The sequence below is a fragment of the Foliimonas ilicis genome, from assembly GCF_039939195.1.
GTDB classification, from domain to species: Bacteria; Pseudomonadota; Alphaproteobacteria; order Rhizobiales; family Rhizobiaceae; genus Foliimonas; species Foliimonas ilicis.
Genome location: NZ_JBDUUH010000002.1, coordinates 147,849 through 167,733, shown reverse-complemented (window position 1 = coordinate 167,733; position 19,885 = coordinate 147,849). Strand labels below are relative to the sequence as shown.

Sequence of the window (19,885 nt, the reverse complement as noted above, 5' to 3'; positions counted from 1 at the left end):
ACGCGCGGTGCCAATTCGCTAAGGGGACAGAACGATGATGGAGGGTTGTGTCAGCCAATCTCCCCCCTTGAGGGGGAGATGCCCGGCAGGGCAGAGGGGGGTGATGTCCCGCCAGCGTTTCTATTTAAAAATGAAGGACTTCTAAATCAGTAGAAGACCCTTCATGCTGGCATGGCCCTTCTTTCCGATGATGATGTGGTCGTGCACGGAAATGCCGAGGGGCTTCGCGACATCGATGATGGTCTTGGTCATGTCGATATCGGCCTTGGATGGGGTCGGATCGCCAGAGGGGTGGTTGTGGACGAGAATGATGGCGCTGGCCGACAGTTCCAGCGCGCGCTTCACCACTTCGCGCGGATAGACCGGCGTGTGATCGACCGTTCCCGTCTGTTGCACCTCATCGGCGAGCAATGCGTTCTTCTTGTCGAGAAACAGGATGCGGAATTGTTCGCGCGCCTCGAAGGCCATCGCGGCGCGGCAATAATCGAGCACCTTGTCCCATGACGACAGGATCTCAGAGCCCTTGATTTCACCGCGCGCCATGCGCTTTGCCGAAGCCGCGATCACCTTCAGATCGAGCGCGACGGCAGGCCCGATGCCTTTGACTTCCTGAAGGAGATTGACCGGCGCGCCCAAAACCTCCGCGAATGTGCCAAAGCGGGTAAGCAGCGCTTTCGCGACCGGCTTGGTGTCGGAACGCGGGATGAGACGAAACAGGAGGAGTTCGAGAAGCTCATACTCGGCAAGCGCATCTGCGCCCGCAGTTGCGAAGCGCTCGCGCAGGCGGTCTCTGTGGCCAAGATAGTGAGGTTTTTGCTCTGCGGCCTGCACCGTCAAGCCGAGCAATGGCTGTTCGCCCAGAAAGCCGTGCTCGTCGGCGTCTTTTTTACGCATGATAGTTCCCCGAAAGCCCGGAGGAACTTTAGACCGGATTGAGTTGAAACCGGAACTGCTTTTGCAGCGAATTCTGTGGGATCAGGCAGGCAGGCCGGGACGATCAAGACCGCCGGGCGACAGCGTGAAGATTTCGCAGCCCGTTGCGGTCACGCCGACCGTATGCTCGTACTGTGCCGACAATGAACGATCGCGCGTTACGGCTGTCCAGCCGTCCGAGAGAACCTTCACATGCGGGCGGCCGAGATTGATCATCGGCTCGATGGTGAAGATCATGCCTTCGCGCATTTCGACGCCTTCGTTCGAATTGCCGTAATGAAGGATGTTCGGTGCATCGTGGAAAAGCTGGCCGACGCCGTGGCCGCAGAAGTCGCGAACGACCGAGCAGCGCTCAGCTTCGGCAAATGTCTGGATCGCTGCACCGATCGCGCCCGTGCGTATACCGGGTTTGACGGCGGCAATGCCGCGCATCAGGCATTCATGTGTCACTTCCAGCAGGCGTTCTGCCGCGCGCTTGATGGTGCCGACGGGGTACATGCGGCTGGAATCGCCGTGCCAGCCATCCAGAATATATGTCACGTCGATATTGACGATGTCGCCGTCGCGCAGCGGCTTGGCGTCCGGAATGCCGTGGCAGACGACGTGATTGATCGAGGTACAGGTCGATTTCGTATAACCGCGATAATTCAGCGTGGCGGGCAGGGCACCATGATCCATGCCGAAATCGAATACGAAACGGTCGATCCTGTCGGTTGGAATACCCGGCGCAACCATCGGCGCAAGCTCATCGAGGCAGCGCGCCGTCAGATTGCACGCCTTGCGCATGCCTTCGAACGCTTCCGCATCATAAAGACGGATTTGTCCCGTGTTGCGAAGCGGAGCAGTTGCAGCGTCTAGATAGGTGACCATCGGCGAGCCTGGAATTCTTCTATTTTTCGGACTTGTCCGTGATTTGGCATCTGAATGCCGCCTCTTCAAGTCAAAACGACGTCAGAGATAGCGCACGATCGATGCGATGACGAAAAGAACCGCGACGACGATCAATGCACGGTAGAGGCCGGGCTTGTAGAAAAGAACAGCCGGTGCGCAGAGCCATGCCGACACGGCGGCGAGCAGCGCGAAGATGAACCCCATCTTGTTGCCGACCGAAATATTGGCGGCCATAAGACCGCCGATGATAAGCGCACTGAATACAACCGTTATCGCGCCGGCGTATCTCTCATAGTTTTCCATTGGACAACCTCATTGGGCCGAGATTCCCGGCGGCTGGATCACACTCTGTTTTCAACCACATATCGCACGCCATAGGCAAGGACAGTCGTTCAAAAGACACGAAGGGTGATCGGGCTGTTCATTCTTTGACAGCAGGTCAGCGGTTGTTGCGCGGGGTGAACGTACCGATATCGACGGTGACACTGCCCGAGATACGCACCTGCGTATTGCCGATCATGAAATTTTTCGGATCGACTGGCGGTTCGTTCGGCTCAGGCTCTGGTGCGGATACGATCGGCGCGGGTTGCTCGACGCCGGGAAGGGCGGTGTCCTTGTCGTTAGCCATGGCGCTGGTCGCCAGGATCGCGATACATCCACCGATGAAAAGGCTTTGCGTGTTCATTTTCATAACCCGGAAATAGGCCAATTCGTCGTTTTTGACAAATCACGAAGCGTGTTAGATTTGCAGAATGCGCTTGCGGCTTGGCAGGCGTGACTAAGTGAAAAATTTTGCTTGGCGAAAATATTTATGTAAATAAGCTATTCAAGATATATTAGAGTGGGCGCAAGATAATCTGAATAGGTAAAGTAGATTGTCATATTTATTAGAAAGTTCAATGTAACGATAAATATTTAATAAAATACAAGTGTGGATATTTAGACTTGGGTAAGGGAATTGTAACACCAATACGCCATGGCTGAAGATGATCGCTACGATTGTGTCATGGACCCTATGGACACATGGACCGTATGGGACCTGATGAAGGATGAACCCGCCTTTTTTGGTGATCGGGTTCTTGCCGGCCTGTCCAAGCTGGAGGCCGAGGCCGCTTGCGAGGTCATGAACGACGCTTGGCGGAAACTCAAGAAAAAGTCCGATGTCGCATAAGGGCTCACGCCTCTTGCGAACCACTGACGAGCAACGCGACGAGTTGGTCCGTTCGATAGCGCGTATCATATGCGAGCGCGCCTTCGGCTACACCGAGCCGATGGAATCCGATCTGGCGCTGGCGGAAGACGCCGCTGCCAGGATTCTCGATCTGTTGAAGTCTCCGACGGAAGAGATGATGCAGGCCGGTCTTCAAAGCATTTTGGAAGATCACGGAAAGCCGAAACTCAACAATCTGTTTTCGGCCATGGTGTCAGCGAGCCCGCTCGCGCGATCCCGTCCTAGGCCGGAATAAAGCATGTCGCGCAAAACATGAAAAAAAGCTGATTACGATCGGAGCGCGCTGTTGAACTCGGAATCGAGCGTTTCGGGGCGCAGGATAACCGCAAATTCGATCGCAAGGCCATCTTCAAAGTGACGAACGACCTGTCCGCGCATCGTGCCCAGCGTCACCTGCACGCCGAGTGCGGGTTTGACATTGATCTCGATCGCGGCGCCGGACAGCGAAAGATCGATGATGCGGCAAGGATATTGCCGTCCATCCGTCAGATGCAGCACGCTTTTCGGATTGCGCGGCGCGACGCGCTCATGGCGGCGATCCTCCGGCAGGTCGAGCTCGTGCTTGTTCGCGAGCCAGGTGAGCTGGGCTGCCAGCTTGTCCTTCTTGCGGTCGGATGCAACGAGCGTGATGACGAAGCCGTCGTCGAGGATGCGGGTGATGACGCCTTCGACACGTCCGATGTGGTCGATATAGGCGATAACCTTTTCGCCCGGCTGGCCGGCGCGCGTGGCGCTGAGAGACATATCGCCGGGCGACATGTCGATGACCTGGCAGGGATGTTCCGAGCGATCTTCAAGCATGTAGCGGCCATAGATATTGACGCGGACGCGCTGGAAACCGCGCCTTTCGGCTGCGGCCGCCGCATTCTGGATCGCCGCTGCTCTCATCAATTCCAGGCCCCGTTTCATCCCGTCGCTATACGCGATAAATTCAGCCGTTAATCTAACGCCTAAAAGGTTAATAACGGGTGGAATTGGTCCTGGCATCGGCCCGAAAATCTTAACCGATTTTCGGAAAGCACGATGCGCAAAAAACAGAGCGTCCTTTGTGTGTCCGACAGGACGCACGGCGCTCTGGAAAGCCGTCTATTCGTTGCGTCCGCCATCAAGAACGAGCAAGTGCCGAACGCGGCGCGCAGACGGCTTCGATCGGGTCTCCTTGACGAATGCGTCTTCGCCGGGAACGAGGGGCGGAACGGTCACGGCAGGCCGGTTCGTCAACGGTTCGCGGTCCGGATCGATAACGCGCACGGATTCGACCATCGTCTCGATGATCGGGTCGGCTCCGAGCCAATAGGGCTTTTCGCAAGCCGACACGATGCCGAGCAGGCGAGGGCTCTCCAGGCCACCATCCAGAGGCAGGAGAACAAGCTCGAGCGGGACAGTGCGACCGGCCTGGCTGCGCGCATTATAGGCGATCACCACGACCGCTTTTTCCTCGAATACGGATTCGGTGAGCCGCGCGACGAGCTTGCGGTCTTTTTCGTGCCAAAGGGACGGGAAGACGAACCCTTTCAGCTCCCGGCCATAAGTTGCGCAGACACGCGTGCCTGCCAGGCGAAAAACGGCGTCGCCACGCAAATCCTTTTCGAGAATGAACGTGTCGGCGAGCAGCGTCTTGATGTCGATGGGCTCGATCTCCGTCCGGCCGGGCGCAGCGCGTCCTGCCCTCAGACGGTTCCAGTACTGGAACAGATCGATTGAACCTTGTTGTCTCATACTGCTCCGCTTTGCCCGATTTGAGAGCCCCCGATTGGGCACCAATGTCCCATCGATGGACAGAAAGGCAGTCAACGCTCACCTACATGCGGGGCGAAGCACGTTCTATGCCAGCAGCTTCATGCTTTGTTAACGGATCGGGGTCATTAAGGTTAATGAAGGGTTTACGTTGCGCCTGCGAATCACTTGTGCGAGAGTGGTGAAACTCCAAGTCGAGCGCTTTCTTGCGCTCAGGGCACACAGTCAAAAGCTTTTTAGGGCCGTTCAAGGGAAACCTGAGCGGCTTTTTTCTTTTGAATGATTCGTTTCGGCAACCGCGCGCAATGCAGTTCTATTCGCATGACGGATGGGTTAAGCCTTCGGCGACTTGTTAAGGAAAAGGCCCTCCGATGACCGTACCTGTGCGGGAAGACAGACCCGCTGATTTGCCGCCTGTTCGCCGCGAGCCGGTTTTCAATCTTCCGATGATCGTCATTGTGCTCATCGTAATCTGCGTCGGCGTGCACCTGGTGCGGACTTTTATCCTCACCGTGCCGCAGGATTTGATCGTGCTGGTGACAGGCGCGTTCATCCCGTTGCGCTATTCGGGCGCCTTCTCGCTGGACGTCTTCGCCTTTACCACCCCGTTCACCTACGCGTTCCTGCATGGAAGCTTTACGCATCTGGCGGTCAACATGGTCTGGCTGGCGGCATTCGGTTCGCCTCTGGCCAACCGTCTGGGCGTCGTGCGCTTCGCGTTGTTCTGGGCTGTAACTGGCGTGGCGGCTGCAGCGCTTCATTATGTGTTGCATCCGCTTGATCAATCGCCGCTGATTGGCGCTTCCGGCGCGATTTCGGGCATGATGGGTGCGGCAGCCCGTTTCGGCTTTCGCATAGACAGATCCACCGGCAAGGCTGGTTTTGCAGGCGATCCGTGGCCGATCTCGGCGGTTTTCCGCTCGCGCGGCGTCATGGTCTTTCTGGCCATCTGGATGATCGTCAATCTGCTGACTGGTCTTTTCGGGCTCGTGCCGGGCATGGAAGACCGCATTGCATGGGAAGCGCATATCGGCGGCTTCGTCATCGGTTTCCTTGGCGTTCACGCGTTTGACCGTCCACGCGCCAACCGCCGGGCCTGACCTGCCTTAATTGCCGCTTGAAATACGGTCTTTCCCAGCGCACCATGCTGTCGCGTGCGGGGACGTAGTATTTGCTTGAATATGCATGGAGGACGGCATGACGGTGAAGGCAATTCTCGAAAGCAAGGGACATGACGTAACCACGCTTGGTCCGAACGAGAAATTGGCGGAGGCGATCCGGCTTTTGGCGGAGCATCGCATCGGCGCGCTAGTCATCACCAATGGCGACAATAAAATCGTCGGCATCCTTTCCGAGCGCGACATTGTGCGCTGTCTGGCCAAAGAAGGGCCTGCCGCGCTGGACAACACGGTGCGGGCTGCGATGACGCCGAAAGTCAACATTTGCAATGAAAACCACACGGTCAACGAAGTCATGGAAATCATGACGCGTGGCCGCTTCAGGCATTTGCCGGTCGAAAAGAACGGATTGCTCGATGGCATCGTCTCGATCGGCGACGTGGTCAAGCGGCGCATCGAGGATGTCGAGCGCGAGGCCGAGGAAATTAAAGCCTATATCGCGACCGCCTGACGCGTTTGGGCCGTCTAAAACGGGTCTAAGCTTGCAACGCATCTGTGTTTGATCTAGCGAAACGGTTCATATCGTTACGCTGCAACCACATCTGTCCGGAATGCCATGACCCTTATCGATACGCGCACGCCAGATCCGAAACGCCTGATTTCCGGTGCGACCGGCGATTGGGAAATCGTCGTTGGCATTGAGGTTCACGCTCAGGTCACCTCCGAAGCGAAACTTTTCTCCGGTGCATCGACCACGTTTGGTGCTGCACCCAATGCGAATGTCAGTCTTGTCGATGCGGCGATGCCCGGCATGCTTCCCGTCATCAACGAGGAATGCGTCAAGCAGGCGATCCGCACCGGGCTTGGCCTCAAGGCGCAGATCAACAACAAATCGGTTTTCGACCGGAAGAACTATTTTTATCCCGATCTGCCGCAGGGCTACCAGATTTCGCAGTTCAAGCAGCCGATCGTCGGTGAAGGCCAGGTCACTGTCTCGGTCGGCCCGGACCGTCAGGGGAATTTCGAAGACATCGAAATCGGCATCGAGCGCCTGCATCTCGAGCAGGACGCCGGCAAGTCGATCCACGACCAGCATCCGACCCTGTCCTATGTCGATCTCAATCGTTCGGGCGTGGCGCTGATGGAGATCGTCTCCAAGCCGGACATTCGTTCGTCTGACGAGGCAAAGGCCTATCTGACGAAGCTGCGCACGATCCTGCGCTATCTTGGCACTTGCGATGGCAATATGGACGAAGGCTCGATGCGCGCCGACGTCAACGTGTCCGTGCGCCGTCCGGGCGACGAATTCGGCACGCGCTGCGAGATCAAGAACGTCAACTCGATCCGCTTCGTCGGCCAGTCCATCGAATATGAAGCGCGCCGCCAGATCGCCATTCTGGAGGATGGCGGCAAGATCGATCAGGAAACCCGCCTGTTCGACGCGGCCAAGGGTGAGACGCGCTCCATGCGCTCGAAGGAAGAGGCGCATGACTATCGCTACTTCCCCGATCCCGATCTTTTGCCGCTCGAATTCGATCAGGCCTATGTCGATGCACTGGCGAAGGATTTGCCGGAACTGCCGGACGACAAGAAGGCGCGTCTGGTCGATAGTCTCGGCCTGTCGGCTTATGACGCGTCCATTCTGGTCTCGGAAAAGGCGATTGCGGATTATTTCGAGAAGGTAGCTGCCGGTCGTGATGGCAAGGCAGCAGCCAACTGGGTCATCAACGATCTGCTCGGCGCGCTGAACAAAGCCGGAAAAGACATTGAAAACGCTCCGGTTTCACCCGATCAGCTCGGTTCGGTGATCGACCTTATCAAGGAAGGCACGATTTCCGGCAAGATCGCCAAGGATTTGTTCGAAATCGTCTGGAACGAGGGCGGTGACCCGCGCGAACTGGTCGAGACTCGCGGCCTCAAGCAGGTCACGGATACCGGCGCGATCGAAAAGGCAGTCGATGACGTGATTGCTGCGAACCCTGAGAAAGCCGAGCAGGCTCGTGAGAAGCCGAGCATGGCTGGCTGGTTCGTCGGACAGGTCATGAAGGCAACCGGCGGCAAGGCCAACCCGCAGGCGGTCAACGATCTGGTGAAGTCGAAACTCGGCATCGTCGAGTAAAGCGATGTTCATCCGCACCGCAAGCAGGCGGGATTTGCCGGCCATTCGCGACCTACTGGTCGAGACTTGGCATGCGACCTATGACGCGATCTATGGACCGGAGCGGGTGAGCGAAATCACCGATGAATGGCATTCGGTAAAAGCGCTTGGTGAGCGTCTTGAGCTTCCGAATGGCGAGTTTCTCGTCGCTGACGATGGCAAGGCCATTCACGGTGTTGCTTTTGCCGCTGCCGAGCGTGAGGGCAAAGTCGTTCTGCTCCGCCAGCTTTATGTGCGGCCGGCGTCGCAGGGCAAAGGCATCGGCGGAATGCTGCTGCAAGAGATCGAAGGCAGCTTTTTCGATGCCGATACGATTCGCGTCGAAGTCGCAGCGGCAAATGCGCAAGCCATCGGCTTCTACAGGGCAGAGGGCTTTGTCGAGGCAGGGCAGGCCAGCTCGCCCGATCCCCTGATTTCCATACTCTCGTTTGAGAAGCCGCTGCTTTGAAGATGGTTAGTTCGATTTGCCGCGCCCCTGAAACACTTGCCTTCGTGCCCATTGGGGGCCATAAGGCAAGCAATCCTGCAATTGTTTTTGCCGAAGGAAGTCGATGAAAACTTTCCTCACCCAGTTCTTCACATGGTGGAGCGGCCAGACCCTTGGCACGCGCTTTTTTACGTGGCGCAAGGGCACCGAAGTCGGCCGCGATGAGGTCGGAAACATCTATTACGAAGGCGGGATCAACTCGGATGGCCGCAAGCGCCGCTGGGTGATCTACAATGGTTATTCCGAAGCCTCGGCCATTCCGTCGGGCTGGCACGGCTGGATGCATTATCGCGTCGATACACCGCCCACCAAGGAAAGCTACAAGCCGCGCGATTGGCAGAAGCCGCATCAGGAAAACCTGACCGGAAGCGCTGCCGCATACCGCCCGAAGGGCTCGCTGCTCGGCACCACGCACAGGCCGCAGGTTACGGGCGATTACGACGCCTGGACGCCCGGCAACTGATCGAGCGCCTCTTGCTTTGCTTTCTCGCCACATTTTCAAGTTACCGCGGGAACATCGCAACAACGAGCCTCGGGCAGTCGGCAGACTTCTCTCATGGGCTGCAAGGACCGACGTATCGATGATTTATTCTTGGCGCGGCTTGGCAGGACAGATGGCGAAGAGCTCGATGGCAGCCGCACTTGCGGTCGTCGCTCTGGCAGTGCCGGCAAAGGCCGCGGAAGATCAGCGCGTGACCAATCCGATCGCCGAGTTCACCGGCGTCGACAAGATCACCGGACGAATCACATCCTTCGACGTCTATATCGATGAGACGGTGCAGTTCGGCGCATTGCAGGTCACGCCGCGCGTCTGCTATTCGCGCCCGGAAGCGGAAGCTCCGAAGACCGATTCCTTTGTCGAGGTCGATGAAATCACGCTCGACCGCAAAATTCGCCGCATCTTCACAGGTTGGATGTTTGCTGAAAGCCCCGGCCTGAATGCCGTCGAACACGCCGTCTATGACGTGTGGCTCAAGGCCTGCAAGCAGAAGTCGGACGTCCCGGCACCGGAAACCCCGAAAACCAACTGATTAGGTGAAACTGGCAGGCGTTCCGTTAAGCGCTTCTTCCAGCATGCGCTCGTAGCGCGCGCGGGGCACATCGACCGCGCCGAAGCGTTTCAGATGTTCCGTCGTGAATTGTGTGTCGAGCAGAGCGAAATCCCTACTGCGCAGGCGCTCCACCAGATGCACGAGGCACACTTTCGAGCTGTCGCGCTCGCGCGAGAACATGCTTTCCCCGAAAAAGACCCGTCCGAGCGTCACGCCGTAGAGGCCACCGACCAGTTTGTTGTCCTGCCACGCTTCGACGGAATGGCAGTGGTCCATCGTGTGAAGCTGGATATAGGCTTCTCGGATGGGGCCGTTTATCCATGTGGTCTCGCGCTCGTCGCGTTCTTCCGCGCAGGCGTCGATGACATCTTCGAAAGCGCTGTCATAGCGGATTTCGAACTTGCCCTGGCGAATCGTCTTCGCAAGGCTCTTGGGCAGGTGGAAGCCGTCGAGAGGGATGATGCCGCGCGTTTCGGGTCGAACCCAGAAAACCTCAGGGTCGTCGGCGCTTTCCGCCATGGGAAAGACGCCGGAGGCATACGCCTTGAGCAGAAGGTCTGCTGGAATTCGATAGCCGGGCGCGTAAGGACGTGTCATGCGCCCGGCTTATCAATCCGTCTTCTTGGCCAGATATTTTTCAAGCCAATGAATGTCATAGTCGCCATTGGCGATATCGGGGTTCGTCACGAGGTCGCGAAAAAGCGGAAGCGTGGTATTGACGCCATCGACCACGAATTCGTCCAGCGCACGCTTGAGACGCATCATGCATTCGACGCGGTTGCGGCCATGCACGATCAGCTTTCCGATCAGGCTGTCGTAATAGGGCGGGATGCGGTAGCCGGAATAGACACCGGAATCGACGCGAATGCCGAGACCGCCGGGCGTGTGGAAATGCGTGATCGTGCCGGGCGAAGGCACGAATGTCCGCGGGTGCTCGGCGTTGATACGGCATTCGATGGCATGGCCATGAAAGCGGATGTCTTCCTGGCGAACCGACAGCCCGCCGCCGGATGCGACGCGAATCTGCTCGTGAACGAGATCGATGCCGGTAATCGCTTCCGTCACGGGATGCTCGACCTGAAGACGCGTGTTCATTTCGATGAAATAGAACTCACCGTTTTCGTAGAGGAACTCGATCGTGCCTGCGCCCGAATAGCCCATATTCGCGATCGCGTTGGCGCAGATTTCGCCGATACGCGCGCGTTCCTTCTCGTTAAGAGCGGGCGAGAATGCTTCTTCCCAGACTTTCTGGTGACGGCGCTGCAACGAGCAATCGCGCTCGCCGAGGTGAACGCCGTTTCCGGCGCCATCGCCAAACACCTGCACTTCGATATGGCGGGGCTTTTCGAGATATTTTTCGATGTAGACGGCGTCATCGCCGAATGCGGCGCCGGCTTCGCTGCGTGCCGTGTTCAGCGCTTCAATCAGATCGCTTTCGGTGTGTGCGACCTTCATGCCGCGTCCGCCACCGCCTGCCGATGCCTTGATGATGACCGGATAGCCGATTTCAGCGGCAATGCGCTTTGCGTCGCCTTCTTCGGAAACCGCGCCGTCAGAACCCGGAACGACCGGAATGCCGAGACGCTTTGCGGTGCGCTTGGCCTCGATCTTGTCGCCCATCGTGCGGATATGGTCGCCCGAGGGGCCGATGAAGGTGATGTTGTGCGCTGCCAGAATGTCGGCGAACTTCGCGTTCTCCGACAGGAAGCCGTAACCCGGATGCACCGCATCCGCGCCGGTTATCTCGCAGGCAGCCACGATCTGGTGCACGTTGAGATAGCTGTCGCGCGATGGCGGCGGCCCGATGCACACACTTTCGTCGGCAAGGCGCACATGCATTGCGTCGGCATCCGCAGTCGAATGAACCACGACCGTCTGTATGCCGAGTTCCTTGGCCGCGCGAAGCACCCGCAATGCGATCTCGCCGCGATTGGCTATGAGTATTTTCTGGAACATCGGCTGCTGCTTTCCCAACTCTATTCGATCACGACCAGCGGCATGCCGTATTCGACAGGCTGCGCGTTTTCGAAAAGAATCGCCGTCACCGTGCCGGAGCGCGGTGCGGGAATGTTGTTCATCGTCTTCATCGCTTCGATGATGAGAAGGGTCTGGCCTTCCTTCACCGTCTGGCCGACCTCGACGAAAGGCTTGGCATCGGGCGAGGCCGCCGAATAGGCGGTGCCGACCATGGGCGAGGGCACGGCGTTCTTCGACACATCGGCAACTGCCGGTGCGGCGGCTGCAGCCTGTGCCGCGGGCGCTGCTGCAGCGACAGGCGCCGGTGCAACCGCATGAACGGTCTGGACGTGGCGCGATACACGAAGCTTCAGATCGCCAAGCTCAACTTCGATTTCGGTGAGGTTGGTATCGTTCAGAATACCCGCCAGATCGCGGATGAGTTGCTGATCGACGCCAGTCTTTTTTATCGACATGTTCGAACCTTTTTCCTTGTTCTTATCAGTCAGAGGCGCGCGGCGAGTGCCTGCAGCGCCAGGCTGTAACCTTGTCCGCCGAAACCGCAAATCATGCCTACCGTCGCCGGTGCTATCATCGATTTGTGGCGAAACGCTTCCCGCGCGTGAATGTTCGAAAGATGAACTTCCACGGCAGGCAATGGTGATACGGCGCGAAGTGCGTCGTGCAATGCAATTGAGGTGTGCGTGTAGGCTGCGGCGTTGATGACGATGCCGTGACCCTTTTCGCTCGCCTCGTGAATCCAGTCCACCAGCTCGCCCTCGCGGTTCGACTGGCGAAACTCTATTTTCAGTCCAAGCTTCGTTGCCGTCTCTCTACATGATGTTTCGACGGAAGCCAAAGTCTCCGAACCATAAATCCCCGGTTCACGCTTTCCGAGCGCGTTCAGGTTTGGTCCGTTCAATATGTAAATCGTCTTCACTATTATTACCTTTCAACGCACCAGAGCTTTTGGCGCGCCGCAATCTCTATAATGGGCTTAATCAGCCGCGAAAAGAGCGCAAGAGGCTTCTTGTTCTGTCCACAAGCACGGGCGTTGGTAAACCTGTATTGTTAACAGCCGGTATCGAGGCAGGCGCGCGCCGCTGCCACCTTCTCGCTCAGCACCTCCTGGCCAAGCGCACCGAACACCACTTCATTGCCCACGACATAGGACGGCGTGCCGGTGATCTGAAGCTGGTTGGCAAGCTCGTAGGTTTTCGCGAAGGTCTCCATGATCGATGGATCTTTCATCGCTTCGCGCATCGCGTTTTCATCCGCACCAAGCGAAACCGCAATCGCCATCGCGCTATCTTCGCCGGCGCGACCCTGGCCGCCCAGAAGCTGATCGTGGAATTCGGCGAATTTTTCGGGCATCAATTTGTGAAATGCCATCGATACGAGATGCGCCTTCTGTGAATCGGGGCCGAGAATCGGGAATTCCTTGAGCACGAAGCGTAGATTCGGATCGGCTGCCACCATGGCGCGCTTGTCTTCCAGCGCGCGCTTGCAGTAGCCGCAATTGTAATCGAAGAACTCGACGATGGTGACGTCGCCATCCGGATTGCCGACCACGCCATCGGTCGCAGCGTTGAAAATCGCGTCCTTGTTCTGCGTAATAGCCTCGAGGCCCGCAACCCGCTGTTCTTCCTTCTGGCGGGCTTCAAGCGCGCCCTGCATTTCGAGAAGCATTTCGGGATTGTCGAGCAGATATTCACGCACGATCGTCTCTACCTGCGCCCGGTCGAGCTTGGCATCGGAAGCTTGCGCAACGACAACGGGTGCATCGTTTGCCTGTGCGGTGCGCGTTTCGCCTGCCACATAGCCGAATGCGAGCATGCCGATCGCAACGATCAGGCCTGTGCCACCGAACAGAATTGTCTTTTTCATATGTCTTGTCCTGTCGCTCGAACCGATGAAAAATCTGGGCCTTGGCCTCAGATCATTTTCTCCGGCTGGGCTGCTTGAAGTTGATGATGTCCTGCGCGCGAACCCAGCCCGGCGCACCGGTCTTGAATTTCTGCTGCGCGCGTGCGGCGAAAATCTTCGCGTCCTGATAGGAGCCTGCGTGGAAATGGCCTTCCGCCGTTGCGAGTTCCGCTTCGGGAATGCGGCCCAATTGTCCGTAGGCTTGTGCAAGATAACGATAGCCGATGGAGTTTTCAGGGTCGCGATCGAGCCCCCCGCGAATTTCGGCCACAGCGCTGTTCAGCGCTTCCGGCGTTCCGACCGCCACCAGCGCCTGGCCGCGCCCGATCTTCAGAATGCCGGAGTCCGCCTTATCGAGGCGGATGGCGCGTGAATAGGCTTCGGCGGCTTCGGCAGGCCGGTTGGCCTTGATCAGAATTTCAGCGCGCAATTCCTGGAAATAAGGGTTTCTCGGATTGGCCTTGATCAGCGCATCCGCTTTCGTCAAAGCCGCGCGCGGATTGCCGTAGAGATAGGTGGACATCGCGTCGCCATACTGGACGGCCAGCGGGCTGGCGCCTTTGCGCAACAGGCGCGAGGCAGCAGCTTGGCCCTGCGTATAAACAGCGATCTTGACGCGCATCATGTCGTGACGCGTCTGAAGTTCTGCCGGATCGGTACGGTCGAAATAAGGGCTGGCGCGGGCCAGCGTCTCGAGATTGGCGATGCGTTCGCGCGGCATCGGGTGGCTGACCTGATAGGGATCGACACGAGCGCCCGACAGCGAAAGCGCGCTCTGGAAGCGCTTGAATGTCGTCAGCATGCCCTTGGCGGACTGGCCGGTCGCCTGAAGATAGGTGATCGCCGAGCGGTCGGCGGTTACTTCTTCCGTGCGCTGATAGCCGAGAAGGCCGCGCCTTGCCATTTCGCCACCGCCCATCGCAAGGCCGCTGCCGGCACCTGCAAGCTCTCCCGAGCCTGCCGCCGCACCCGCGACTGCCGCACCAATGCCAAGCAGGCCCGCAACGATTGCCATGGTCTGCGCACGCGCAAGCTGCTCGCGAAGCCGCTCCTGATGGCCGCCTGCGATATGGCCAGCTTCGTGCGCCAGAACGCCGATGATTTCATTCGGCGTCTCTGCCTGCAGCAATGCGCCGGTGTTGATGAACATGCGCCGCCCGGCGACGAATGCGTTGAAACTCGAATCATTGATCAGGATGATGTTGATGCCGGAGCGGGACAGCCCGGCAGCTTTCAGAATCGGTCGTGCATAATCGCGGACCAGCGCTTCGATCTCGGCATCGCGCACCACTGGAAGGCGCGATTGCGCATGGGAATTGATGGATGCTGAAAGCGAGACGACAAGCGCCAGAAACAGCGTCGCAAAGATACGTGCGCTCAATTTCAAATAACCGAATGTCTGTTGCGTTGGCTTCATCACGGAACCACTGGTAAACGAGCGCGACAGGTATGAAAAGCCGCTGATTGGAATCTCATAAGCTTGTGATCCCCATATCATTCGGGCAATTGTGCGGCGCGCAGCCTTATTCGGCTGTGGCGAATACAGGTAGGAATTTATGGTCGTATCGGTTTCGAACCGTGGAAATGTCGAACCCTTCCACGCAATGGATATTCTGGCAGAAGCCAACAGGCTGCGTACAACAGGCGCATCCGTCATTTCGATGGCAGTCGGGCAGCCTTCCGACCCCGCGCCGCAGGCTGTAAGGGATGCGGCGGCAGAGGCGCTACGCGCTGGACGCATCGGCTATACGGACGCGCTCGGAACCATGTCGCTGAGAATAGCCATAGCTGCGCATTATTCCGATCATTACGGCCTCGATGTTTCGCCGTCGCGCATCGTCGTCACGACAGGCTCGTCCGCAGGTTTCAATCTCGCCTTTCTGGCCATGTTCGATCCGGGCGACCGGGTGGCGATCGCCAGGCCCGGCTATCCCGCCTACCGCAACATCATGAAGGCGCTTGGGCTCGAAGTCGTCGAGATCGACCATCAGGGAAAACCCTATCTCGACGCCGCGCATTTGCGCGAAGCCCATGCAATTGCGCCATTGAAGGGCGTGCTGTTTGCCAGTCCTGCCAATCCGACCGGCGCCGTTATTCCCGCTGACGAGCTGAAAGCGCTGGTCGATGCCGCAAACGAGTTGGGTATAGCGGTCATTTCCGACGAGATTTACCACCGCCTTGCTTATGACGCGTCGGATGTCTCGGCTTTGGCCTATGGAGACGACGTCACCGTCATAAACTCGTTCTCCAAATATTATTGCATGACCGGTTGGCGCATCGGCTGGATGGTCGTGCCGGAGCGGCTTGTGCGACCGATCGAGCGGGTGCAGCAAAGCCTCTACATTTCCGCACCCGAACTTTCGCAGGTCGCGGCGGCAGCGGCCTTCGAGGCGACTGAAACGCTGGAGAAGACCAAGGCGCGCTACGCACATAACCGCGATCTTCTAGCCCAGCGCTTGCCCGAACTCGGCTTTCATCTCGCCGCACCTATGGACGGCGCGTTCTACGCATTCTGCGATGTGTCGAAACTGACCAATGACAGCATGGAATTCGCGCAGCGTATGCTTGCCGAAACCCATGTCGCGGCAACGCCCGGTCGCGATTTCGATCCGCAGGACGGCCATCACTTCCTTCGCTTTTCCTATGCAGGAAAGTACGAAGACATGGAAACCGCACTGGATCGCATCGAAAAATGGCTCGCGCGGTAACGCCTGAAAGACTTTTATTTCAAATACTTGCCTAGGACGTTTCCTATTTTGATGGAATCACGAGGCGCCCCCCTCTGTCCTGCCGGACATCTCCCCCACGGGTGGGGAGATTGGCTGACATAATTTTTGGCCTTCATTCTGTAAGGTCGGCGATTGGTGCCGCGCGCTGATGACGGGGTAATCTCCCCACCTGTGGGGGAGATGTCCGGCAGGACAGAGGGGGCGCTGTCCCGCAAGCGTTTCTATCTAAAAATGAAAAGGCTCAAGCTAACCTGACTTAGTTTGAGCTTTGAACTGAAACGAAAAAAGCGGCAGAGCTTTCGCACTGCCGCTTTTTGTTTGGATGTCAAAAGCTATCAGAAGAAGCTTTTGCGCTGCCACCAGCCGCCACGCTTGGGCTTGTCTTCCGCCGGCTCAGTCGCCGGAGCAGGCTCTGCCGGTTCTGCAGCGGGCTTGCTCTTGGCAGGAGCGGGTGTCTCTACAGCTTCCGGCGCTTTTGGTTCGGCTGCTGCTTCTGCAACCGTTTCCTCGGCATTGCCGGATGCCGCCGCCTTTTTGCGAGGCGCGCGTGGCTTGGCAGGCTTCTTCTCTTTCGGAGCCTTCGCAGGCTTTGCCTCGGCCTTTTCAACAGCAACGGTTTCATCCGTAACTGTTTCGTCTGCGACTTTCTTCGCTCGCGAACGGCGCGGTGCCTTTTTCGGCTTTTCTTCCGTTTCCGGCGCTTCCTCGATCACCGGCTCAGGCGCAACGACAGGCTCTTCGACCGCCGGTGCTTCTTCAGCCGGTGCATCGCCGCCATCCTGTTCAGAAGCCGAAGCCTCCGAACCTTCGTCGTCCTTGCGGCTGCGCTTTCCGCCGCGCTTGCCGCGACGGCGCTTCTTGCGCTCGCCGTCTTCGCCCGGAGCAGAGGCTTCGGTCGCGCTGACTGCCTCGTCGCCATTCTCGTCGTCGGCGCTGTCGTCGCCATTTTCAGAGTCGGCAGCAACGCTTTCGCCATTGGTCGTTTCGGAAGCGCCATCGCGGTCACGTCCACCGCGACGGCGACGACGCCTGCGGCGCTTGCGGTCACGCTGGTTGTCGCCATCTTCGGAGCGCTCCGTCGCTGGCTGCTGTTGCGGCTGGGCGGCAACGGTTTCTTCTTCCTCGTCTTCGATGATCTCGACGATGTCGTCTTCCGGCTCCTCAGGCTCGATGTAGAGCGGGACGGAGGTGATCTCGACGAAGCCTGCCGGCTTTTCAGCCACTGCGCCGCGCGTGATCGTATAATGCTGGGAGTCTACGGAATCGTCGGCTTCCAGCGTGATAGTCAGGCCGAAGCGGGTTTCCAGATCGACCAGCGTCGCGCGCTTGTGGTTGAGAATATAGAGCGCGTTGGCGACCGGCGTACGCACGGTGATGTGGTTGCGCGAATCCTTGAGCAGGAATTCCTCGATCGCGCGAACGACCATCAGGGCAACCGACGAATCCGAGCGGACGTGGCCGGTGCCGCCGCAATGCGGGCAGGGCTTCATCGTGCTTTCGAGAACGCTTGCGCGGATGCGCTGGCGCGACATTTCCATCAGGCCGAAATGCGAGATCCGGCCAAGCTGGATGCGCGCGCGGTCGTTCTTCAGATGGTCCTTGAGGCGCTTTTCCACCGCACGATTGTTGCGGTTCTCTTCCATATCGATGAAATCGATGACGATGAGACCGGCAAGATCGCGCAGGCGAAGCTGCCTGGCCACTTCCTCGGCTGCTTCCAGATTGGTGTGGAGCGCCGTTTCCTCGATCGAATGCTCCTTGGTGGAGCGCCCGGAGTTGACGTCGATGGCGACGAGCGCCTCGGTCTGGTTGATGATGATGTAGCCGCCGGACTTCAGTGTCACCTGCGGCTGCAGCATCTTGTCGAGCTGCGCCTCGATGCCGCTTCTGACGAATATCGGCGTCGTGTCGCGGTAAGGCTGAACGACCTTCGCATGGCTTGGCATCAGCATGCGCATGAAGTCTTTCGCCTCGCGATAGCCTTCCTCGCCGGAAACCAGAACCTCGTCGATGTCCTTATTGTAGAGATCGCGCACGGAACGCTTGATCAGGCTGCCTTCCTCATAGACGAGGGCAGGGGCAGTCGCCTGAAGCGTGGTGCTGCGCACGGTTTCCCACATGCGCATCAGATATTCGTAATCGCGCTTGATTTCCGCCTTGGTGCGGCTTTCGCCTGCGGTACGCAGAATAACGCCCATGCCCTGCGGCACGTCGAGATCCTGCACGACTTCCTTCAGGCGCTTGCGATCCTGCGCATTGGTGATCTTGCGCGAAATGCCGCCGCCACGCGCCGTGTTCGGCATAAGAACCGAATAGCGTCCGGCAAGCGACAGATAGGTAGTGAGAGCCGCGCCCTTGTTGCCGCGTTCTTCCTTGACGACCTGAACCAGAAGAATCTGGCGGCGCTTGATGACTTCCTGAATCTTGTACTGGCGGCGCGGCTGCTTGCGGCGGTCGCGCGCTTCCTCGATGGCGTCTTCGGCACCGACGGATTCGACTTCCGAATCCTCGTCGTGGCCGTCCTGCACATCTTCCACATTGTTGCGCGCGTTCTCGTCGGCAACAGGTTCGGAAACCACGTCCGATTCGATGGCCGCTGCGATGGATTTTGGAGCATCGTCGTCGGTGTCGGGCTGATCGTCCTCATCCGGGCTCGACGGCGATTCTTCCGTCTCACTCGTCTCGACCGATTCCTCGATGGTTTCGTCGAAGCTTACCAGCTCTTCGCCGGTCGCGGCTTCATCGTCGCTGCTTTCCGTTTCACCGGAAGCTTCTGCGGCAGAATCTTCGTTGCGATGCTGGCCCTTTTTTCCGGCGCGGCGGCGACGGTTGCGGCCACGGCGTTCTTCACCATCGCCGTCTTCATCGTCGTCATTGGCCGCGTCTTCGGCTTCTGCACGCAGAATGGCCTGACGGTCCGCAAGCGGGATCTGGTAGTAATCGGGATGGATTTCGCTGAAAGCGAGGAAGCCGTGGCGATTGCCGCCATATTCTACGAATGCTGCCTGAAGAGAAGGCTCAACGCGCGTTACGCGTGCAAGGTAGATATTTCCTTTGAGCTGCTTTTTGTCCTGTGACTCGAAATCGAATTCTTCAATGCGGTTACCGCGAACGACGACGACCCGCGTCTCCTCCTGGTGGGAGGCATCTATAAGCATTTTGTTGGGCATTATCTTGTTTCCTTCCGGCAGAAGGGGGCGGCAGAGCGCGGGATGAAATCCGCCTCCGCGAAGCCGCTGAAATTGTGCCGGATAATTTTGTAGCCGCCGACCGCTGGCGAAGCGCAATGGACCATCCGCCCGCTGCCAAGATGGCGCGGTATCCTGCGGAGCTGTCCCTTGAAGCGCTTGAAGCCAAAGCGTTACCTTGCGGACCTTATTTTGAACCAAAGCCCGGAAAAAACCGGACCAGCTGTTTTTTGCTCGTACTGAGCCGGCGCGGAGTTTTGCCCCGGCCGTTTTCCTCACGCTAAGGGCTCCGATTGTCGGAATCACCTTGAAGAAATTCGTTGAGACCAGCTTACGCCTTGCCAGTTTGTCCGGTAGGCCGCTCTTGCAATGTTCGTGAGAGCATCGTGAATGGCATTAGGGAGTCTGCTAGCATTGCAGTGATCCACTCTCGCTTTTATGATTTGCAGCGGTTCAAAGCAACCCCGATTTCAAATGCC

At 58.2% G+C, this 19,885-nt stretch carries 22 protein-coding genes; 9 read left to right on the top strand and 13 right to left on the bottom strand.

Features of this window, described 5'->3' with window-relative positions; translation table 11 throughout:
• Window positions 1-141: 141 nt before the first annotated feature.
• The 4 genes from radC to ABFT80_RS06295 all read right to left on the bottom strand — a co-directional run bounded on the left by radC (window position 142) and on the right by ABFT80_RS06295 (window position 2,509).
• On the bottom strand, window positions 142-894 hold the full coding sequence (gene radC / locus ABFT80_RS06310) for a RadC family protein (protein ID WP_347971028.1): 753 nt from the start codon (window positions 892-894) through the stop codon (window positions 142-144).
• Between the two features lie 81 nt (window positions 895-975).
• Complete coding sequence (gene map, locus ABFT80_RS06305) at window positions 976-1,803, bottom strand: type I methionyl aminopeptidase (protein WP_347971027.1); 828 nt, start codon at window positions 1,801-1,803, stop codon at window positions 976-978.
• Between the two features lie 81 nt (window positions 1,804-1,884).
• Complete coding sequence (locus ABFT80_RS06300) at window positions 1,885-2,127, bottom strand: hypothetical protein (RefSeq protein ID WP_347971026.1); 243 nt, start codon at window positions 2,125-2,127, stop codon at window positions 1,885-1,887.
• Window positions 2,128-2,263: 136 nt separating this feature from the next.
• On the bottom strand, window positions 2,264-2,509 hold the full coding sequence (locus tag ABFT80_RS06295; RefSeq protein ID WP_347971025.1) for a hypothetical protein: 246 nt from the start codon (window positions 2,507-2,509) through the stop codon (window positions 2,264-2,266).
• 291 nt (window positions 2,510-2,800) lie between these two features.
• Between ABFT80_RS06295 and ABFT80_RS06290 the strand changes: the two genes are divergently transcribed.
• Both ABFT80_RS06290 and ABFT80_RS06285 read left to right on the top strand, forming a co-directional pair.
• A complete protein-coding gene (locus ABFT80_RS06290) occupies window positions 2,801-2,995 on the top strand; it encodes a hypothetical protein (RefSeq protein ID WP_347971024.1) in 195 nt (64 codons plus the stop codon).
• Window positions 2,985-3,290: a hypothetical protein gene (locus ABFT80_RS06285; protein ID WP_347971023.1), complete on the top strand. Its 306-nt coding sequence runs from the start codon at window positions 2,985-2,987 to the stop codon at window positions 3,288-3,290. Before ABFT80_RS06290 ends, ABFT80_RS06285 begins: the two co-directional genes overlap by 11 nt.
• Before the next feature lie 32 nt (window positions 3,291-3,322).
• Here ABFT80_RS06285 and ABFT80_RS06280 read toward each other — a convergent pair whose 3' ends face one another.
• Both ABFT80_RS06280 and ABFT80_RS06275 read right to left on the bottom strand, forming a co-directional pair.
• Window positions 3,323-3,943 carry a PilZ domain-containing protein gene (locus ABFT80_RS06280; RefSeq protein WP_347971022.1) on the bottom strand — a complete coding sequence of 207 codons (621 nt, stop codon included), beginning with the start codon at window positions 3,941-3,943 and terminating at the stop codon, window positions 3,323-3,325.
• Window positions 3,944-4,141: 198 nt separating this feature from the next.
• Entirely contained in the window at window positions 4,142-4,774 is a 633-nt protein-coding gene (locus tag ABFT80_RS06275; protein ID WP_347971021.1) for a PAS domain-containing protein, read from the bottom strand.
• A gap of 389 nt (window positions 4,775-5,163) precedes the next feature.
• Between ABFT80_RS06275 and ABFT80_RS06270 the strand changes: the two genes are divergently transcribed.
• The 6 genes from ABFT80_RS06270 (at window position 5,164) to ABFT80_RS06245 (ending at window position 9,586) form a co-directional block, all read left to right on the top strand.
• Window positions 5,164-5,892, top strand: coding sequence for a rhomboid family intramembrane serine protease (locus ABFT80_RS06270; RefSeq protein WP_347971020.1), 729 nt, complete (start codon window positions 5,164-5,166; stop codon window positions 5,890-5,892).
• A 97-nt stretch (window positions 5,893-5,989) separates the two neighbouring features.
• Entirely contained in the window at window positions 5,990-6,421 is a 432-nt protein-coding gene (locus ABFT80_RS06265) for a CBS domain-containing protein (RefSeq protein WP_347971019.1), read from the top strand.
• 105 nt (window positions 6,422-6,526) lie between these two features.
• Window positions 6,527-8,029: an Asp-tRNA(Asn)/Glu-tRNA(Gln) amidotransferase subunit GatB gene (gene gatB / locus ABFT80_RS06260; protein WP_347971018.1), complete on the top strand. Its 1,503-nt coding sequence runs from the start codon at window positions 6,527-6,529 to the stop codon at window positions 8,027-8,029.
• 4 nt (window positions 8,030-8,033) lie between these two features.
• Window positions 8,034-8,516 carry a GNAT family N-acetyltransferase gene (locus ABFT80_RS06255; RefSeq protein WP_347971017.1) on the top strand — a complete coding sequence of 161 codons (483 nt, stop codon included), beginning with the start codon at window positions 8,034-8,036 and terminating at the stop codon, window positions 8,514-8,516.
• Window positions 8,517-8,619: 103 nt separating this feature from the next.
• Complete coding sequence (locus tag ABFT80_RS06250; protein WP_347971016.1) at window positions 8,620-9,018, top strand: NADH:ubiquinone oxidoreductase subunit NDUFA12; 399 nt, start codon at window positions 8,620-8,622, stop codon at window positions 9,016-9,018.
• Between the two features lie 166 nt (window positions 9,019-9,184).
• Window positions 9,185-9,586: a DUF2155 domain-containing protein gene (locus ABFT80_RS06245; RefSeq protein WP_347971385.1), complete on the top strand. Its 402-nt coding sequence runs from the start codon at window positions 9,185-9,187 to the stop codon at window positions 9,584-9,586.
• On the opposite strand, the gene aat is transcribed toward ABFT80_RS06245, so the two are convergent.
• The 6 genes from aat to ABFT80_RS06215 all read right to left on the bottom strand — a co-directional run bounded on the left by aat (window position 9,587) and on the right by ABFT80_RS06215 (window position 14,906).
• A complete protein-coding gene (gene aat, locus ABFT80_RS06240) occupies window positions 9,587-10,204 on the bottom strand; it encodes a leucyl/phenylalanyl-tRNA--protein transferase (RefSeq protein ID WP_347971015.1) in 618 nt (205 codons plus the stop codon).
• A gap of 12 nt (window positions 10,205-10,216) precedes the next feature.
• Window positions 10,217-11,563, bottom strand: a complete 1,347-nt coding sequence (accC, locus tag ABFT80_RS06235) for an acetyl-CoA carboxylase biotin carboxylase subunit (protein ID WP_347971014.1) — start codon at window positions 11,561-11,563, stop codon at window positions 10,217-10,219.
• A gap of 20 nt (window positions 11,564-11,583) precedes the next feature.
• On the bottom strand, window positions 11,584-12,039 hold the full coding sequence (gene accB, locus ABFT80_RS06230; protein ID WP_347971013.1) for an acetyl-CoA carboxylase biotin carboxyl carrier protein: 456 nt from the start codon (window positions 12,037-12,039) through the stop codon (window positions 11,584-11,586).
• A gap of 29 nt (window positions 12,040-12,068) precedes the next feature.
• On the bottom strand, window positions 12,069-12,503 hold the full coding sequence (aroQ, locus tag ABFT80_RS06225; protein ID WP_455189885.1) for a type II 3-dehydroquinate dehydratase: 435 nt from the start codon (window positions 12,501-12,503) through the stop codon (window positions 12,069-12,071).
• 131 nt (window positions 12,504-12,634) lie between these two features.
• The gene (locus ABFT80_RS06220; RefSeq protein WP_347971012.1) at window positions 12,635-13,450 is read right to left on the bottom strand and encodes a DsbA family protein; all 816 of its coding nucleotides are present in this window, start codon (window positions 13,448-13,450) and stop codon (window positions 12,635-12,637) included.
• Between the two features lie 52 nt (window positions 13,451-13,502).
• Window positions 13,503-14,906, bottom strand: a complete 1,404-nt coding sequence (locus tag ABFT80_RS06215) for a M48 family metalloprotease (RefSeq protein WP_347971011.1) — start codon at window positions 14,904-14,906, stop codon at window positions 13,503-13,505.
• Between the two features lie 139 nt (window positions 14,907-15,045).
• On the opposite strand from ABFT80_RS06215, the gene ABFT80_RS06210 reads away from it, so the two are divergent.
• Complete coding sequence (locus tag ABFT80_RS06210) at window positions 15,046-16,197, top strand: pyridoxal phosphate-dependent aminotransferase (protein WP_347971010.1); 1,152 nt, start codon at window positions 15,046-15,048, stop codon at window positions 16,195-16,197.
• A gap of 356 nt (window positions 16,198-16,553) precedes the next feature.
• Here ABFT80_RS06210 and ABFT80_RS06205 read toward each other — a convergent pair whose 3' ends face one another.
• The gene (locus ABFT80_RS06205; RefSeq protein WP_347971009.1) at window positions 16,554-19,388 is read right to left on the bottom strand and encodes an Rne/Rng family ribonuclease; all 2,835 of its coding nucleotides are present in this window, start codon (window positions 19,386-19,388) and stop codon (window positions 16,554-16,556) included.
• Window positions 19,389-19,885 lie beyond the last annotated feature (497 nt).

Bases quoted from the DNA above. Each gene is read 5' to 3' on its own strand.
- ABFT80_RS06300 (WP_347971026.1), bottom strand. From the start codon at position 2,127: ATGGAAAACTATGAGAGATACGCCGGCGCGATAACGGTTGTATTCAGT.
- gatB (WP_347971018.1), top strand. From the start codon at position 6,527: ATGACCCTTATCGATACGCGCACGCCAGATCCGAAACGCCTGATTTCC.
- ABFT80_RS06290 (WP_347971024.1), top strand. From the start codon at position 2,801: ATGGCTGAAGATGATCGCTACGATTGTGTCATGGACCCTATGGACACA.
- ABFT80_RS06275 (WP_347971021.1), bottom strand. From the start codon at position 4,774: ATGAGACAACAAGGTTCAATCGATCTGTTCCAGTACTGGAACCGTCTG.
- ABFT80_RS06205 (WP_347971009.1), bottom strand. From the start codon at position 19,388: ATGCCCAACAAAATGCTTATAGATGCCTCCCACCAGGAGGAGACGCGG.
- ABFT80_RS06285 (WP_347971023.1), top strand. From the start codon at position 2,985: ATGTCGCATAAGGGCTCACGCCTCTTGCGAACCACTGACGAGCAACGC.
- ABFT80_RS06215 (WP_347971011.1), bottom strand. From the start codon at position 14,906: ATGAAGCCAACGCAACAGACATTCGGTTATTTGAAATTGAGCGCACGT.
- ABFT80_RS06250 (WP_347971016.1), top strand. From the start codon at position 8,620: ATGAAAACTTTCCTCACCCAGTTCTTCACATGGTGGAGCGGCCAGACC.
- accC (WP_347971014.1), bottom strand. From the start codon at position 11,563: ATGTTCCAGAAAATACTCATAGCCAATCGCGGCGAGATCGCATTGCGG.
- ABFT80_RS06270 (WP_347971020.1), top strand. From the start codon at position 5,164: ATGACCGTACCTGTGCGGGAAGACAGACCCGCTGATTTGCCGCCTGTT.
- ABFT80_RS06245 (WP_347971385.1), top strand. From the start codon at position 9,185: ATGGCAGCCGCACTTGCGGTCGTCGCTCTGGCAGTGCCGGCAAAGGCC.
- radC (WP_347971028.1), bottom strand. From the start codon at position 894: ATGCGTAAAAAAGACGCCGACGAGCACGGCTTTCTGGGCGAACAGCCA.
- ABFT80_RS06210 (WP_347971010.1), top strand. From the start codon at position 15,046: ATGGTCGTATCGGTTTCGAACCGTGGAAATGTCGAACCCTTCCACGCA.
- ABFT80_RS06280 (WP_347971022.1), bottom strand. From the start codon at position 3,943: ATGAGAGCAGCGGCGATCCAGAATGCGGCGGCCGCAGCCGAAAGGCGC.
- map (WP_347971027.1), bottom strand. From the start codon at position 1,803: ATGGTCACCTATCTAGACGCTGCAACTGCTCCGCTTCGCAACACGGGA.
- ABFT80_RS06255 (WP_347971017.1), top strand. From the start codon at position 8,034: ATGTTCATCCGCACCGCAAGCAGGCGGGATTTGCCGGCCATTCGCGAC.
- accB (WP_347971013.1), bottom strand. From the start codon at position 12,039: ATGTCGATAAAAAAGACTGGCGTCGATCAGCAACTCATCCGCGATCTG.
- ABFT80_RS06295 (WP_347971025.1), bottom strand. From the start codon at position 2,509: ATGAACACGCAAAGCCTTTTCATCGGTGGATGTATCGCGATCCTGGCG.
- ABFT80_RS06220 (WP_347971012.1), bottom strand. From the start codon at position 13,450: ATGAAAAAGACAATTCTGTTCGGTGGCACAGGCCTGATCGTTGCGATC.
- ABFT80_RS06265 (WP_347971019.1), top strand. From the start codon at position 5,990: ATGACGGTGAAGGCAATTCTCGAAAGCAAGGGACATGACGTAACCACG.
- aat (WP_347971015.1), bottom strand. From the start codon at position 10,204: ATGACACGTCCTTACGCGCCCGGCTATCGAATTCCAGCAGACCTTCTG.